Genomic DNA, 14,402 nt, shown 5'->3' with positions numbered 1-14,402 from the left:
GGGCGTGGACGCGCCGGTCGTACCCGGCGCCGGCCCCGCGGTGGCGTGCCCGCCGGCCGCCGGTGGGTCCGCCGCTCCCGGCGACAGCAGCCAGGTCAGTACGAGCATGGTCTCCAGGTGGCGTTCGGGGTCGGGGCAGGCGCCGTCGGTGAGCTGGCTGATCTGGCGCAGGCGGTAGCGGACCGTCTGCTCGTGCACGTGCAGGCGGTACGCGGTGAGGACGGCGTTGTCGCCGCAGCGCAGGTAGACCAGGAGGGTTTCGAGGAGCGGTTCCCTGCGGCGGGGCGGGAGGGCGAGCAGCGGTCCGAGGAGCTCCGCGGCGGCGGCTTCGAGGAGGTCGCCCGACCTGAACGCGGTGAGCGCCGCCACGTGGTCGACACAGCGCAGGGGCGCCGCGGCGGGCAGCGCGCCGCGCTCGACCAGCGCCAGACCGCGCCGCGCCCACCGCAGGGAGACCGCGCCCCGCTCGGGCGGGACGACGGGACCGAGGGCGGCACCGACGGTCCTCGGAAGCCAACGCGGCCCGGGCGTACGGGGGTTGGGGAGGACGAGGTAGGGAGCGGCGGGGCTCCGGTCGGCGAGCACCTCCGGTGGCAGCACATGCGTCTGCGGATGGTCTCCGGGCGGCAGGGCGAGGACCGCGAGGGTGCCCGGCAGCCGCCAGTCGGCCGCCGCGGCCAGCTCCGCGAGCGGCCGGGTCCGGCCGTCGGGGTCGGCGACCAGTGCGTCCCGCAGCCGGTCCCGCTGCACGTCGAGCGGGGCCCGGTGGCGCTCCTCGGCGTAACCCCGTGAGGCGGCCGCGACGGCCGTCTTGATCAGGGCGAAGGTGTCCTCGGTGAGCGTCGCCAGCAGGGGTGCGGGCCAGTGCAGCCGGTACGCGTCCTTGATGAGCCGTCGGCAGGCCACCCGCCCCGCCAGGTCGAGGGCGTCGCGCAGCACGTCGAGCGAGCAGCCGAGGCGGCCGTGCCGGGCGCCGATGCGCTCGTACAGGGCGATGATCTCGGCCGTGGCGACCGAGCCGGGCCGGGTGGCGTCGTGGACCGAGACGAAGCAGCTGACGGTGCGGTCGATGATCTGGCGCAGCGAGTAGCCGTGCGTCCCGTCGACGAGGTGCGTGTAGTGCGGCAGACCGGAGCGGACCGCCTCCTCCATCTCGTCGACGGCGTCCGGCATGTACCGCAGCAGCATCCTGCGCATGTCGCCCGGAAGCGGCTCGGCGTCCTGTGTGCCCATGGCCTGTGCGTGTGTGGGGGTCATGGTGCCTCCCGTGGGTTCCCGTGGGGCTGACCGAGCCTGCGGGACCCGTGTGACGTACACCAGATTCCGCGCGCGGACCGGCGACGAAAGTGTCACCCGCCTTACACTCCGGTCCACGACGACTCACCGTTCCGTGCTAGGCCCTGGCGGGCGGAGGCGGTGTGAGCGCGCGCGAGATCGCAAGGCAGGCGGGAGTTCGACCACAGGCCCCAGTGAGGGAGTTGGACGTGTCAGCTGTCGATCCGCTCTTGTCCAGGCGCCCGTGGCACGACCTGCCTCCGGGGCTCGCTCCGCTGCTCCGGGCCCGTCTCCCGGAGATCACCACGGAGATGGTCCAGGCCATCCGGAGAGAGGTGCGCGGCTACCGGCAGCCCATCGGCTCGGCCGTCGCACAGGACCTCGCCGAGGCGGTGCGGCTGGCGGCCACCCAGTTCACCGAGTTGGTGGAGGAACCGGACGGGCCGCAGCAGCACTATGTGCCGCGTTTCCGGCGGCTGGGCAGACTGGAGTACCTGAGCGGCCGGGGCATGGACGGGCTCCAGGCCGCCTACCGGATCGGGGCCCGGGTGGCGTGCCGCCGCTATGTGGACGTGGCGCGGGACGCCGCGTTCTCCGGTGAGATAGCGGTCCCGCTGAGCGAGGCCGTGCTCACCCACATCCACGCGCTCGCCGAGGAGTCGGTGGCGGGTTTCGAGGAGGCCAGGGCCGGAGCCGCCGACGAGGTGCTGCGCACCCGTCGTCTGCTCGCGGCGCGCCTGCTCGAACGCCACCGTGATCCCCTCGCGGAGCCGCTGCCCGACCTCGCCCGCAGGGCCGCCTGGCCGCTGCCGGAACGGGTCCGGTGCGCGGTCCTGCCGGCCTCCACCGACGTGAGCGTCATCGACGAGGACGTGCTGCGCGTGAGCCGGGGCGGTGAGCTGCACCTGGTGGTGCCCGGCGAAGGGCTGCTGAGTGCCCTTCAGGGGTCGGACGCGGCGGTGGGCCCGAGTGTCGCGCTGGACGAGGCGTGGGTGTCGCTGCACTGCGCCCGGCTGGGGCTGCGCCTTGGACGGCTCAGGGCCGAGGACCATCTCGCGGACGTGCATCTCCTGCACGGTGCGCCGATCGGAGACCTCCTGGCCCACCAGGTGCTCGATCCCCTGCGTACCCTGCCGCCGGGCAAGGCGGAGCGGCTCACGGACACACTCGAAGCGCTGCTGGCCTCCGGCGGACGCACGGCTCCGGAGGTGGCCGCCGCCCTGGGCATCCATCCGCAGACCGCCCGCAACCGGCTGCGCCAGCTCGCCGCCCTGTACGGCGAGAGGCTGGGCGATCCGGCATTCCGGTTCGAGGCGCAGCTCGCGCTGCGCACCAGGTCAGTGCGTCGTTCCTTGCTGTCCTGACAAAATCCCGTACGGAATTCAGCAGTTGAACGAGAAGCGGTACCGACTGCCGGTCAGCATGCTCTGGCCGCATGAGACATGTGAGCAACCGCACCGCGAAACGCTTCGGCCTTCTCTCCGGCGCCGCCGCTCTGGCGGTGAGCGTGGGCCTCGTCCCTCAGGAGGCCCAGGCCGGGCCCGGAGACTTCCAAAGGGGCCCCGATCCCACCGAACAGTCCGTCACCGCCGAGCGGGGCCCGTTCGCCACGGCCCAGACCAGGGTCGACGGCCCGAACTTCAAGCAGGGCACCGCCTACTACCCCACTGACACGAGTCAGGGCACGTTCGGTGCCGTCGTCGTCAGTCCCGGTTTCGTGACGCCCGAGGCGCTGATCAGCTGGTACGGCCCGCGCCTCGCGTCCCAGGGCTTCGTCGTCCTGACGCTGGACACCAACTCGGGCTTCGACCAGCCCGACGACCGCGCCACGCAGATGCTCAACGCGCTCGACTACCTCGTCCAGTCCAGCTCCGTGAAGAACCGCATCGACCCCAACCGCCTTGCGGTGATGGGCCATTCGATGGGAGGCGGCGGCTCCCTCAAGGCGTCCGAGACGCGCTCCTCGCTCAAGGCGGCCGTGCCGCTGATGCCGTGGAGCAACGACAAGACCTGGCAGACCGACCGGGTCCCCACGATGATCATCGGCGCCGAGAACGACGCCATCGCCTCGCCCGGCTCACACGCGGAGGTCTTCTACAACAGCCTCACCGCCGCACCCGAGAAGGCCTACCTGGAGCTCCGGGGCGCCGACCACAACGTGGCACTCGGCTCCAACGTGACGATCGCGAAGTACAGCATCTCCTGGCTGAAGCGCTTCGTCGACGAGGACGTGCGCTACGACAAGTTCCTGTGCCCGGCACCGACACCGAACACACAGATCAGCGAGTACCGGAACACCTGCCCCACGGGGTAGCTCTTCCGGCGGGCGGGCACGGCGGGTCTTCCGGGGGGAGACCCGCCGTGCTGCTGCGTGTCCGTGCGCCCACTGGGGCGTCCTTGTGTGCGGCCCGGTCCGCTCGCGTACCCGCGGGCGCGGCGGCGGGGAACATCTTCACGCACTCATGTTGCGCAGAACATTGACCACAGGCACGCACATGCCTAACTTCACTGTGCTCGCCGCACTCACCCGCGTCCCGTGCCCCCACACTCGAAGGGATCCGCTCGTGAACCGCCTCCTCCTGTCGGTCGCCGTCCTGTTGACGGTGACCGCGGCCCCCGCGCACTCCGCCGCCGCCGAGGACGTCCACGTCGAGGGCACCCTCGCCTCCGGTGCGACCTACGTCATGGACGTGCCCGCCGGCTGGAACGGCACCGTGCTCCTGTTCAGCCACGGGTTCCGGCCCCCTGGCGCGCCGAACCCGGCCCAGAACGTCACCGACCCCGCCACCCGCGACCTGCTCCTCGAGGACGGCTACGCGCTGATCGGCTCCTCGTACGCGACCACCGGCTGGGCGGTGGAGCACGCGGTGCCGGACCAGCTGGCGACGCTCGACGCGTTCACCGAGCGGTTCGGGGCGGCCCGGCGAACCCTTGCCTGGGGCCAGTCGTACGGAGGGCTCGTCACCACGAGGATCGCCGAGCGGCACGCCGGGCGCATCGACGGATCGCTGTCCGTCTGCGGGCTGGTCCACGGCGGTGTGGCCAACTGGAACAACACCCTCGACCCGGTCTTCGCACTGAAGGCCCTCCTCGCGCCCGACGCCGCGGTTCCCCTGGCCGGTTTCCGCGACCAGGCCGCCGCGAGGGCGGCCGCCACCACGCTGAGCGGTGTCGTGGCCGAGGCCCAGAACTCCGCGGACGGGCGGGCCCGAATCGCCCTCGCGGCGGCCCTGCACAACATCCCCGGCTGGAACGACCCCGCCCAGCCCCGCCCGGCACCCGACGACTGGAACACCCAGGAGGCCAACCAGTACACCGCTGTCAGGGGTCTGCTGGCGACGGCCGCGTTCAGCTGGCGTCAGGACACGGAGAGGCTGGCGGGCGGCAACTCGTCCTGGAACACCGGCGTCGACTACGCGCGGCTGTTGCGCGGCTCCTCGACGTACAAGCAGGTCAAGGGGCTCTACAAGGCGGCCGGGCGCTCCTTGAAGGACGACCTCAGGACACTCAACAGGGCTCCGCGCGTCAAGGCGGACAAGGAGGCTCTCGACTGGATGAGCCGGACCAGCGCCTTCACGGGAAGGCTGACGAAGCCTCAGCTCACCGTCCACACCACCGGGGACGCCCTCGTCCCCGTCCAGACGGAGAGCGCCTATCTGCGGGCCGCCACCGCCGCCGGCTCCCGGCCTCTCCTGCGCCAGGCGTACGTCGACAACGCCGGCCACTGCACCTTCAGCCCCGCGGAGCAGATCGCCGCACTGGACGCGCTGGAGCACCGCGTCGCCACGGGACGGTGGGGCGACACGGGCCCGAGGGCACTCAACTCACGTGCGGAGCAAGCCGATCCGACCACCCCGGCCCGCTACGGCACCTACCGCCCCGCCCCGTACCCGCGCCCGTACGACCTGGCCCATCCGGGCGACGCGTACCGGCCCTGACCTGTCCCGCCCGGCGTGGGAGCGGCCCGGCCCCCGGGCGTTCCCGCATTCTCTCCTCGACGCATGCGACCGCATGTGAGCGCACGCGACCGGCGCCCGGCCGTTCGCGGCCGAGGAGGAGGAACCCGTGCCGCTGCTCCGCACTCCCCGCAGGACGTCCCTGCTGCTCACCGCGGCGGCCGTACTGGCCGCCGCGGGCTGGACCGCCGTGGGACAGCCGGCGGGCGCGGCCCACCGTTCCCAGGCACCCGAGCCGGCGTCCCCGTCGACCGTCTGCGTCCCCGCGGGCATCCTGGAGGGGCCGGGCGGGCAGCACGCGGCCGTCAGTCTCTGCGCGAGCGGCGGCGGCGCGGGAACGTCCCTGTCGGCCCCGGCCACCTGCGGGCGCCATGGGAACAAGGTCCGGTACGCCTGTCTGACGTCGGGCAGCTGGACGCTGCGGCGGGACGGCAGGACCGTCGCCACGGGCCCGCTGCCCGGTGGCAGGGAGACCCCCGGGCCGGGTACGTACGACGTCAGCGGCACGGTGCACGTCCGGTCGTCGCCCGCGGGCGTCGACCTGCGGGGGACGGTCCGCGCGACCCTGACCCTCACCGACCCTAAGCCCGTCCCCACCCACCGCATCGAGGTCGACCGGCGCACGCTGCGGCCCCACACGTCGGCCACGCTGACGTACACCGTCTCGCGGGACAGCGACGCGGGCGACGGCAGCGCCCGCTTCGGGCTCATCGGGGAGGAGGCTTCGGGCGTGGAACTGACGACGTCCGACGCCCGCTGCGTCAACCCGCTCACCGGCCGTCATCCTTCGACGACCCGCAGCATGTACGCCCTGGACTGCGCCCTCACCGACCTCCAGCCGGGCCGGCCCTCCACGGTCGTCGTCCGCGCCAGGGTCAGGGGCGCCTGCTCGACCGTCGTCTCGAAGCTGGGCTACTGGACACCCCGGGGCCAGAGCCTCTACACGGGCGGCATGCTGGCCGGACCCACGGTCACCTGCCGCCCCTCGGGTCCCCGGGAGCACTGACCGGTCGGACGGTACACACGGCGGACTGACCGGTGGGACGGTACGCATGACGGGTCGGCCCCACGAGGGGGCCGACCCGTGACGGCGGCGGAAAGTGCCCCGCCGCCTGCGCGCGACTGCCGTGTCAGGACTGCGGCGGCCGGTCCTGGTCCGGGTTCGAACCGAACTGGTCCTTGAGCCTGTCCTGGCCGGTGTCGACCTGACCGCTGTACTTGCCCTGGGTCCTGTCGTCGACGAAGTCACCGCCCTTGTCGACACCCTTGCTGGTCTGTTCCGGGTGGCCCTTCAGCATTCCCTTGATCTTGTCCATAACGGACATGAGTCATCCTCCTGATCAGTTCACCCCCACGCATCCAGGGTCACCGCAGGTGGCGGGTTTCGCATCCGGGCGGCACACCGGCCTGTTCCCGGACGGGCCCCAGGGCGGTTCCGGACCTCCGCCCCGGGCTGTCTAGGCCTCCGTACGGCACTCCGGATGACCCCAGCCGTCGGCGTTCTTCGCGATGGTCTCGCCGGCCGTGTACGAGCGGCCGCAACGGCACCGGCCGGGGAACTTCGCCTTGAGCGTGCGCGAGGAGGCGGAGGAGGACGACCGCGAGGACGAGGAGCCCGGGGCGGCGGAGGCGGCGCGCTTCTTCGAAGGCGCCGGCTTCTTCGCCGCCGGGGATTTCGGCGGCTGCGGAGAGCCCTGCTCGCTGCCCGCCGGCTCCTGGACGATCGCGGCCTGGCTCGCCGCGCGGTCCGCGAAGTCGTTGAGGGGGTCGCCGTCGACCTGGTGCGCGGGCACGTACCGGAACTCCACCGAGCGGCCGTCGAGCAGCTCGTCGATCCGTACGACGAGTTCCTGGTTGGCCACGGGCTTGCCCGCCGCCGTCTTCCAGCCCTTGCGCTTCCAGCCCGGAAGCCAGGTGGTGACCGCCTTCATCGCGTACTGCGAGTCCATCCGGATCTCCAGCGGGACGGCGGGGTCGACGGCGGTCAACAGCCGTTCCAGCGCCGTCAGTTCGGCGACGTTGTTGGTCGCGGTGCCGAGGGGGCCCGCTTCCCACTCGGTGGGGGTTCCCGTTCCGTCCGCGACGACCCAGGCCCAGCCTGCGGGCCCCGGGTTTCCTTTCGACGCCCCGTCACATGCGGCGATCACGCGTTCAGCCATGCGCCCGATCATGCCAGGGTGCGCGGCCCTCGGGCCTACCGGCCCGCCTTCCGCGCCGTCCCCGGGACGGGACGCGAGTCCGTCGTGGCTGGTCGCGCGGCGGCCCGCGCCCCTAGAAAGCCGTGCTCGTCCCTGCCGCGTAGGCGTGGACGGTGACCGTCCGGTCCGGGGCCCACCGCTGTTCCGCCGTCGCCAGTCGCTGCCAGCCCTGCCGTTCGTACAGGGCCGCCGCCGCCCTGTCGGTCGCGACGACGTCCAGAACCGGGTGGAGGCCCCGGCGCCCGGCCTCCTGGGACGCCCGGGTCAGCAGGAGCGCGCCGATCCCGTTGCCGCGGGCCTCCGGCGCGACGAACAGACGGCTGACGACCGCGGTGACGGCGTTGGCGTCCCGGCGGGCACGCCACAGCCCGGGGGCCAGGTCACCCGGCTCGTCGCGGGACAGGGCGACGTGTCCGACGACGCGGCTGTCGCGTTCCGCGACCCACGCCGTCAGGAGGGAGGACTGGGACAGCCACCCACCCGGCTCGTCCGGCCAGTTCACGGGGTATCCGTCGCTCTCGTGGACCGCGGCGAGCACCCGCACGCACGCGTCGAGGTCCTCGTCCGTCCGTGGTCTGACCGAGGTCCTGGCCGGCGCACCGGTGTTCTCGCTCTTCATCCCGGCATCGAAACACAGCCCGTACGACGCCCGTGGAGCAACCCTCTGACCATGAGCGACCGTCCGCCGGACCTCCCTTCCTGTGAGCTATGTTGAACCACAGTGGGACATGAAGGAGGCGCACCGGTGCCATCGCCGCAGCAGGCCCGCGCGCAGGCGTCCGCGATCAGTTCGGGGAAGCAGGTCCCGGAGACGGAGGCCGCGCCCACGACCCGGCTGCGGGCCCTCTTCGACGGACCCCGGCTCTCTCCGGGACAGCGGCGCATCGCCCAGTACCTGATCGAGCACATCGCCGAGGCGGCCTTCCTGTCGATCACGGATCTCGCGGAACGCGTGGGTGTGAGCCAGCCCTCGGTGACCCGCTTCGCGACGGCAGTGGGCTTCAGCGGTTACCCCGCCCTGCGGGAGCGCCTCCAGTCGATCGCGCTGAGCAAGCTGGCCGGCTCGCCCGACGCCGCCGAGGAGGCCCGGCCCAACGAGCTGCAGGCCGCCGTCGACGCGGAGATCGACAACCTGGAGAACCTGCGCCGCGACTTCGCCGACCCGGAGCGGGTCATCGAGACCGGGCGCGCGCTGTCGCGGTCGGCTCCGCTCACCGTTCTCGGGCTGCGGATCTCCGGGTCGCTGGCCGAGTACTTCGCGTACGCCGCCCGGCGTGTGCACCCCGACGTCCGGCTGGTGACCCGGGGCGGCAGTGTCGCCTACGACGCCCTGCTCCAGTCCCGCGAGGCGGGCGGTACCTGGGTGCTGGCCTTCACCATGCCGCGGCACGCGCACGAGACGCTGACGGCCATGCGGGTCGCCCGGCGGGCCGGTCTGCGCGTCGCCCTGATCACCGATCTGGGGCTCGGGCCGCTGGCCGACGAGGCCGACGTGGTCTTCGCCACCGGCACCGGCTCGCGGCTCGTCTTCGACTCCTACGCGGCGCCGGTCGTGCTGTCCGCGGCGCTGCTCCAGGCCATGACCGACGCCGACCCCGAGCGTACGCAGGCCCGCCTGGAGGACTACGAACAGGTCGCGGACGAGCATGCCTTCTTCCTCAAGGACTGACCTCTCCGGCATGGGGTGACAGCGTTCCGCAAGTCATGATTCAGCCGTACCAGGACATGAATTTTTTCATACCCTTGCGTACCGGACGGTATATATGAATACTTCTCGCTGATCGGGATCCGGTGGGGTCCCGGTCGGCCCGGGAACGGCGCTCCCTTCTCGCACCGGCCCGGGTGCACCGAACGGGCACCGCTCGCGCACGCCCGTGGCGGCCCCGGTCAATCCCCTGGGCCGGGGCCGCCAAGAACGACAAGAACCGCCCGCCGGCCACCTCGGAAGCGATGCACATGTCCCTGACGTACACCTCGCCCATCAGCACGGACTGGCCCTGTCAGGTCAAGACTCCCGGCAACCGTGACTGGGAACGGTCGGCGGCCAAGTGGCTGCGCGAGCTGGTGCCGACCCGCTACGCCAGCTATCCCCTGCTGATCCGCCAGCCGGTCCTCCTCGCCCGCCACGCGCAGATCCAGCTGCAGCAGGAGATCCGGGTCGTCCGTACCGCGCTGCACAGTGCGCGGGCCGAACTGCCCGCCATGGGGATGCACGAGTCCGTCATCGAGCACACGATCAAGCTCTACGCGGCCGAGCTCACGCAGTTGAACCACATCGCACGGGGCGTCCGCGTGGTCACCCAGGCGCTCGTGGAGAGCCACAACGTCCGCCAGGGCCACTGAGCCCCACAGGTCCGGCGGCCGGCGTCGCCCACGGGCGACGGCACCACAGCACGGTGGCACTCAGTTCCCCCATCCGAGCACACTGAGTGCCATGCCGCCTCGCGTACGGTGCTAGGTTCCCCACCATGAGCGAGGCACCACGTCCCGGCCCGGCGGCGCACGTGACGAACCCGAAGCCGCCGATGCGGGAGTCCCTCGTGGCGGCGGCGTTCCAGCTGTTCCTGGAGCGGGGGTACGAGCAGACCACCGTGGACGACATCGTGGCCCTCGCGGGCGTCGGGCGCCGGTCCTTCTTCCGGTACTTCCCGTCCAAGGAGGACGTGGTCTTCCCCGACCACGAGGGCTGCCTGGCCGAGATGACCGCCTTCCTGGGCGACAGCGGCCCCACGGACGAACCGGTGGCGCGGGTCTGCGACGCCGCACGCCTGGTGCTGCGCATGTATGCCGAGAACCCGACGTTCTCCGTCCAGCGCCATCGCCTCACGCGGAAGGTACCGGGGCTGCGGACGTACGAACTCTCGATGGTCTGGCGGTACGAGCGGGCGATGGCCGAGTATCTGCGCGGGCGTTTCGAGGGCCGGCGCGACGGGACGCTGCGGGCCGACGTCATCGCCGCGGCCGTGGTCGCCGCGCACAACAACGGGCTGCGTTCCTGGCTGCGCTCGGACGGCCGGAGCGACGCGACCGCCGAGGTCGACCACGCCCTCGCCCACGTCGAGGAGGTCTTCGGGCCGGACCGGGCACCCGGCGGTCCGGTGCGGGAGGCGGCGGACGAGGGCGCCGGGGAGGGGAGGAGCGGGGGCCGTGACGACGAGGACGTGGTCGTCGTCGTCTCCCGGCGCGGGGCTCCGCTGTGGCGGGTCGTCCAGGAGATCGAGACGACGCTCGGACACGCGAACCCGATCGATTGAGGGTACTGAGTGCCTTTACCTGTGGCACTGCGTGCCATACCCTGAGCCCGTGCGCGACGCTCCGCGCACCTTCGGATTCCGGCCAGGCGCAGGGAGATGACATCGTGTTCCACCGAGGAAGCGGGACCACGACGGGCGTACTCGACCCGGTGACGGCGACGACCGCGGGACAGACCGAAGAGGGCCTCACCTACCAGCGCTGCCGCTGGTGCGGGACCTCCACGTTCCACCGGCTGCTCTGTCCGGTCTGCGCGGGCAGCGATCTGCGCACGGAGCGCAGCGCGGGCCTCGGCGTCATCCGCCACACGACCGTCGTGCAGCGCAACACTCCGGGCGCGCGCAACGTGTCACTGGTCGAACTGGCGGAGGGGTTCACCGTCCGGGGCCGGGTCTGCGGGCCGCTCATCGCGATCCGCACCGGTGACCGCGTCCAGCTCACGACCGCGATGGATCCGGTGCGCCGCGAGCCCGTGTTCAAGCTCTGCGAGGAGCCGTTCTCCGGCTGGCACTGACGCGCTCGACAGCTTCGCGGGGGACACTGGCAGGGACAGGTGCCCGCGGAGAGCGTGGAGGACCCATGCACGCCAAGGACGTTCTGGTCGATGCCTACGGCCGCATCCAGGAGGAGGTCCATGCCGTCGTCGACGGCCTCTCCCCCGACGATCTCAACGCCCGTCCCGACGGCCGGGCCAACTCGATCAGCTGGCTCGTCTGGCACCTCACCCGCGTACAGGACGACCATGTCGCCGACGCCTTCGGCCTGAAGCAGGTCTGGCTGTCGCAGGACTGGGCGGGTCGCTTCGCACTGCCCCTGCCCGGCGGGGACACGGGTTACGGCCACACCCCGCAGCAGGTCGCCGAGGTGCGGGTGGACTCGGGTGACCTGCTGGTCGGCCACTACGACGCCGTCCACCGGCAGACGCTGGCGGCGCTGCGCGATCTGCACGCCGGCGACCTGGACCGCGTCGTCGACGAGAACTGGTCCCCGCCGGTCACCCTGGGCGCCCGCCTCGTCAGCGTGCTCGCGGACGACCTGCAGCACGTGGGTCAAGCCGCCTTCGTACGGGGACTGCTGACCGGCCGTTGAGCGGCGGCAGGTCCGTGAGCGCCACAGCGGCCACGACCGCCGCACCTCCGGCCCGCGCCCCGTCCACCCCGTGCATCCACCTGTTGTGATGTGCGCCTCAGAAGCAACCTCGCCGTCGGCATCCTCGTCCTGATCCACAACGAGTCGGCGCGACGGCGCCGGTGACCCGTCACCTCAGGACAGTGATCCAGGACGGCGAACCGGGGCACTATACACAGTATGTATACATGCTGTGTATAGCAGGGATCCGCCGCGCTCGTCAGCACCGGCAGACCGAAAGGCACCCATGTACGCCAAGGCATCCGCGCCCGAGTACCAAGGCGCGCTCACCACCCTGTCCGTGAACTCCTCCCTGGTCGACGTACTGGCCGCGGGGACGGAGCAGTTGCGCGCCGCCGAACGCACCGGGGCGCGGGCGGAGGCGGCCCGCTCGGGTCTCGCGGTGGCGGAGGCGCACCGACGGCTCGGCCAGGTGGCCGACGCCGACCGCGCGTGGAAGGCCAGTTACCGCGCCGCCCGGGAGGCCGGGGACACGGCCGCGATGGCGTGGGCCCTGTGGAGCGGAGGCACCCTGGCGCGCCAGCGCGGCGCATTCCCTCTGGCGTGGCGCCTGCTGGGACTCGCCGCCGAACTCGGCGAACAGGGCGGAGACATCGTGGTGCGCGGCTACTCGCTCGCCGGGATGGCGGAGACCGGCCGCATCCAGGGCGACTACGCGGCGGTCGGCGCACTCCACGAGCGACTTCTGGCGGAGGCCCGCAAACGCGGCGAGGCGCGCCACACCGTGTGGGCGCTGGAGGGCATCGCCCAGATGCACCGCAACACCGGGTCGTACGACACGGCGTACGCGATGTTCGAGGAGGCGGCCCAGATCGCGGGCCGGGCCGACGACCGGCGTGGTCACGCGTGGGCGCTGCGCGGCCTGGCCGACATCGTGTCCGTACGCGACGGTGACGCCGGCCGGGCGCTCGCCCTGCTCGCCGAGGCCGAGGTGTCCTGCCGTGAGATGAACCTGACGAGCGCGCTGGCGTACAACCACAAGATGCGCGGCAACGTCCTCTACCGCGCCGGGCGTTACGCCGAGGCCCGCGACGTCTACACACAGGCGCTGGCCGAGTTCCGTGCGATGAGCGAACCCCGCGGGGAGGCGCTCTCCCGGCTCGGTCTGGCCAAGTCCCTCGCCCGTCTGGGCCGCGACCTCGACGAGACGGCGGCCGAACTGGCCGATCTGGCAATGGACTTGGAGCGGATCGGCCTGCGGCACGCGCATCGCATGGTGGCGCAGGCGCAGGCCGAGTTCGGCATCGAGACGGCGACACGAACCCCGCTCTCCACCGGGACGGGCCCGAGTCCGGCCGACCCCGTCGATGCCGGCTCGGCCGCGAGCGCTGTCGTCACGCCCGCTGTCGTCCCGTCCGCCGCCGTCACACCCGCCGCCGTCGCGCCCACCCTCGTCGCGTGCGACGCCGTGTCCGGGGCCGACCGGGCCGACGCGAAGGGCCGACGATGACCACGATGTCCTCCGCGCCTTTTCCGTCCGCCGTCACCGGGATCGACGCCGGGCACGCGTCCCGGCTGCTGGAGCGCTGCCGGGCCCGGGTGCGCCCCGCGCTGGCCGAGGCCGTCGGACGGCTGCATCCGTGGGTGGGCGAGATGGCCGCGTACTCGTTCGGCTGGTGCGAGGCGGGCGGTGCGCCCGTGTCCGGGCCGGCGGGCGGCAAGGGGCTGCGGCAGGCCCTGGCCGTCCTGGGCGCGGAGGCTGCCGGGGCACCGGCGGACGCGGGCGTGACCGCTGCCGTCGCGGTGGAGCTGGTGCACACCTTCTCGCTGCTCCACGACGACATCATGGACGGCGACGCGACCCGGCGCGGGCGTGCCACCGTCTGGAAGGCGTACGGCACGGGCCCGGCCGTCCTCGCGGGCGACGCGCTGTTCGCCCTGGCCGTGGAGACACTGGCCACCGCGCCCGGCGCCGATGTCGCGTCGGCGGTGCGTCACTTGTCCACCGCGCTGAACGACCTCGTGCGCGGCCAGGCAGACGACCTGCTCTTCGAGACCCGCCCGTGGACGGGCCCGGCTGCGGTCCGTCCCGACGAGTACCGCGCGATGGCCGAGCACAAGACCGGCGCACTGCTGGGCTGCGCGGCCGCACTCGGCGGCGTGCTCGCCGGTGCTCCTCGGGAAACGGTCGCCACGCTCGACCGGGCCGGCCGCCATCTGGGGGTGGCCTTCCAGGTGGTCGACGACCTGCTGGGCATCTGGGGCGACCCCGCCGTCACGGGCAAGCCCGTCCACGCGGACCTGCTCCGGGGCAAGAAGACGTACCCGGTCCTTGCGGCCCTCGGCACCCCTGCCGCCCGGCCGCTCGCGCGTCTCCTGAACTCCCCCGAAGCCCTCGACGTGACCGCGGCCCGCCGCGCCGCGACCCTGATCGAGGACGCCGGCGGCCGTGCGGCCGCCCTCGCCGAGGCCCACCGCCACATCGCCGCCGTGGACGCCTGTCTCGAAATCCTGCCTTCGGCACCCCGCACCGCCGACGACCTGCGCGCTCTGCTCGCGTTCCTCGTGCGCCGCGAGTTGTGACCAACTCCTTTGCCGCACCGGTCCCTTGACGCCGTAGAAAGCCCTTGCC

General features: G+C 72.5%; 15 protein-coding genes. 11 read left to right on the top strand and 4 right to left on the bottom strand.

Annotation, left to right across the window (positions count from 1 at the left end):
• Positions 1-1,257: helix-turn-helix domain-containing protein (locus tag KUF83_RS06290; RefSeq protein WP_217453547.1), on the bottom strand; the 1,257-nt coding region annotated here is incomplete at its 3' end.
• Between the two features lie 227 nt (positions 1,258-1,484).
• Between KUF83_RS06290 and KUF83_RS06285 the strand changes: the two genes are divergently transcribed.
• The 4 genes from KUF83_RS06285 to KUF83_RS06270 all read left to right on the top strand — a co-directional run bounded on the left by KUF83_RS06285 (position 1,485) and on the right by KUF83_RS06270 (position 6,237).
• A complete protein-coding gene (locus KUF83_RS06285; RefSeq protein ID WP_217453546.1) occupies positions 1,485-2,639 on the top strand; it encodes a helix-turn-helix domain-containing protein in 1,155 nt (384 codons plus the stop codon).
• Between the two features lie 71 nt (positions 2,640-2,710).
• Positions 2,711-3,589, top strand: coding sequence for a dienelactone hydrolase family protein (locus KUF83_RS06280; RefSeq protein ID WP_217453545.1), 879 nt, complete (start codon positions 2,711-2,713; stop codon positions 3,587-3,589).
• Between the two features lie 250 nt (positions 3,590-3,839).
• The gene (locus KUF83_RS06275) at positions 3,840-5,213 is read left to right on the top strand and encodes a DUF6351 family protein (RefSeq protein ID WP_308402925.1); all 1,374 of its coding nucleotides are present in this window, start codon (positions 3,840-3,842) and stop codon (positions 5,211-5,213) included.
• A gap of 127 nt (positions 5,214-5,340) precedes the next feature.
• Entirely contained in the window at positions 5,341-6,237 is an 897-nt protein-coding gene (locus KUF83_RS06270) for a hypothetical protein (protein ID WP_308402924.1), read from the top strand.
• Positions 6,238-6,361: 124 nt separating this feature from the next.
• Here KUF83_RS06270 and KUF83_RS06265 read toward each other — a convergent pair whose 3' ends face one another.
• From KUF83_RS06265 to KUF83_RS06255, 3 genes are all read right to left on the bottom strand, one after another.
• On the bottom strand, positions 6,362-6,556 hold the full coding sequence (locus tag KUF83_RS06265) for an antitoxin (protein WP_217453544.1): 195 nt from the start codon (positions 6,554-6,556) through the stop codon (positions 6,362-6,364).
• 132 nt (positions 6,557-6,688) lie between these two features.
• Positions 6,689-7,402 (bottom strand): ribonuclease H, encoded by a 714-nt coding sequence (locus KUF83_RS06260; protein WP_217453543.1) that lies wholly within the window; start codon positions 7,400-7,402, stop codon positions 6,689-6,691.
• A 100-nt stretch (positions 7,403-7,502) separates the two neighbouring features.
• Positions 7,503-8,048, bottom strand: coding sequence for a GNAT family N-acetyltransferase (locus KUF83_RS06255; RefSeq protein ID WP_217453542.1), 546 nt, complete (start codon positions 8,046-8,048; stop codon positions 7,503-7,505).
• Between the two features lie 126 nt (positions 8,049-8,174).
• Here KUF83_RS06255 and KUF83_RS06250 point away from each other — a divergent pair, with 126 nt between their 5' ends.
• The 7 genes from KUF83_RS06250 (at position 8,175) to KUF83_RS06220 (ending at position 14,353) form a co-directional block, all read left to right on the top strand.
• Positions 8,175-9,098, top strand: coding sequence for a MurR/RpiR family transcriptional regulator (locus KUF83_RS06250; protein ID WP_217453541.1), 924 nt, complete (start codon positions 8,175-8,177; stop codon positions 9,096-9,098).
• A gap of 281 nt (positions 9,099-9,379) precedes the next feature.
• A complete protein-coding gene (locus KUF83_RS06245; protein ID WP_374105991.1) occupies positions 9,380-9,772 on the top strand; it encodes a hypothetical protein in 393 nt (130 codons plus the stop codon).
• A gap of 182 nt (positions 9,773-9,954) precedes the next feature.
• Complete coding sequence (locus tag KUF83_RS06240) at positions 9,955-10,683, top strand: TetR family transcriptional regulator (protein ID WP_217453554.1); 729 nt, start codon at positions 9,955-9,957, stop codon at positions 10,681-10,683.
• Positions 10,684-10,787: 104 nt separating this feature from the next.
• Entirely contained in the window at positions 10,788-11,195 is a 408-nt protein-coding gene (locus tag KUF83_RS06235) for a Zn-ribbon domain-containing OB-fold protein (RefSeq protein ID WP_217453539.1), read from the top strand.
• A gap of 65 nt (positions 11,196-11,260) precedes the next feature.
• Positions 11,261-11,770, top strand: a complete 510-nt coding sequence (locus tag KUF83_RS06230) for a DinB family protein (RefSeq protein WP_217453538.1) — start codon at positions 11,261-11,263, stop codon at positions 11,768-11,770.
• A gap of 286 nt (positions 11,771-12,056) precedes the next feature.
• Complete coding sequence (locus KUF83_RS06225; protein ID WP_217453537.1) at positions 12,057-13,280, top strand: tetratricopeptide repeat protein; 1,224 nt, start codon at positions 12,057-12,059, stop codon at positions 13,278-13,280.
• A gap of 5 nt (positions 13,281-13,285) precedes the next feature.
• Complete coding sequence (locus KUF83_RS06220; protein WP_217453536.1) at positions 13,286-14,353, top strand: polyprenyl synthetase family protein; 1,068 nt, start codon at positions 13,286-13,288, stop codon at positions 14,351-14,353.
• The last annotated feature ends 49 nt before the right edge of the window (positions 14,354-14,402 follow it).

Source organism: Streptomyces sp. BV286 (assembly GCF_019090165.1).
GTDB lineage: Bacteria > Actinomycetota > Actinomycetes > Streptomycetales > Streptomycetaceae > Streptomyces.
The sequence above is the reverse complement of the archived record's forward strand: the minus strand, read 5'-3'. Positions and strand labels throughout refer to the sequence as shown.

Excerpts from the sequence above, each read along its gene's own strand:
- KUF83_RS06280 (WP_217453545.1), top strand. The coding sequence starts at position 2,711 with ATGAGACATGTGAGCAACCGCACCGCGAAACGCTTCGGCCTTCTCTCC.
- KUF83_RS06265 (WP_217453544.1), bottom strand. The coding sequence starts at position 6,556 with ATGTCCGTTATGGACAAGATCAAGGGAATGCTGAAGGGCCACCCGGAA.
- KUF83_RS06260 (WP_217453543.1), bottom strand. The coding sequence starts at position 7,402 with ATGATCGGGCGCATGGCTGAACGCGTGATCGCCGCATGTGACGGGGCG.
- KUF83_RS06255 (WP_217453542.1), bottom strand. The coding sequence starts at position 8,048 with ATGAAGAGCGAGAACACCGGTGCGCCGGCCAGGACCTCGGTCAGACCA.
- KUF83_RS06245 (WP_374105991.1), top strand. The coding sequence starts at position 9,380 with ATGCACATGTCCCTGACGTACACCTCGCCCATCAGCACGGACTGGCCC.
- KUF83_RS06240 (WP_217453554.1), top strand. The coding sequence starts at position 9,955 with ATGCGGGAGTCCCTCGTGGCGGCGGCGTTCCAGCTGTTCCTGGAGCGG.
- KUF83_RS06230 (WP_217453538.1), top strand. The coding sequence starts at position 11,261 with ATGCACGCCAAGGACGTTCTGGTCGATGCCTACGGCCGCATCCAGGAG.
- KUF83_RS06225 (WP_217453537.1), top strand. The coding sequence starts at position 12,057 with ATGTACGCCAAGGCATCCGCGCCCGAGTACCAAGGCGCGCTCACCACC.
- KUF83_RS06220 (WP_217453536.1), top strand. The coding sequence starts at position 13,286 with ATGTCCTCCGCGCCTTTTCCGTCCGCCGTCACCGGGATCGACGCCGGG.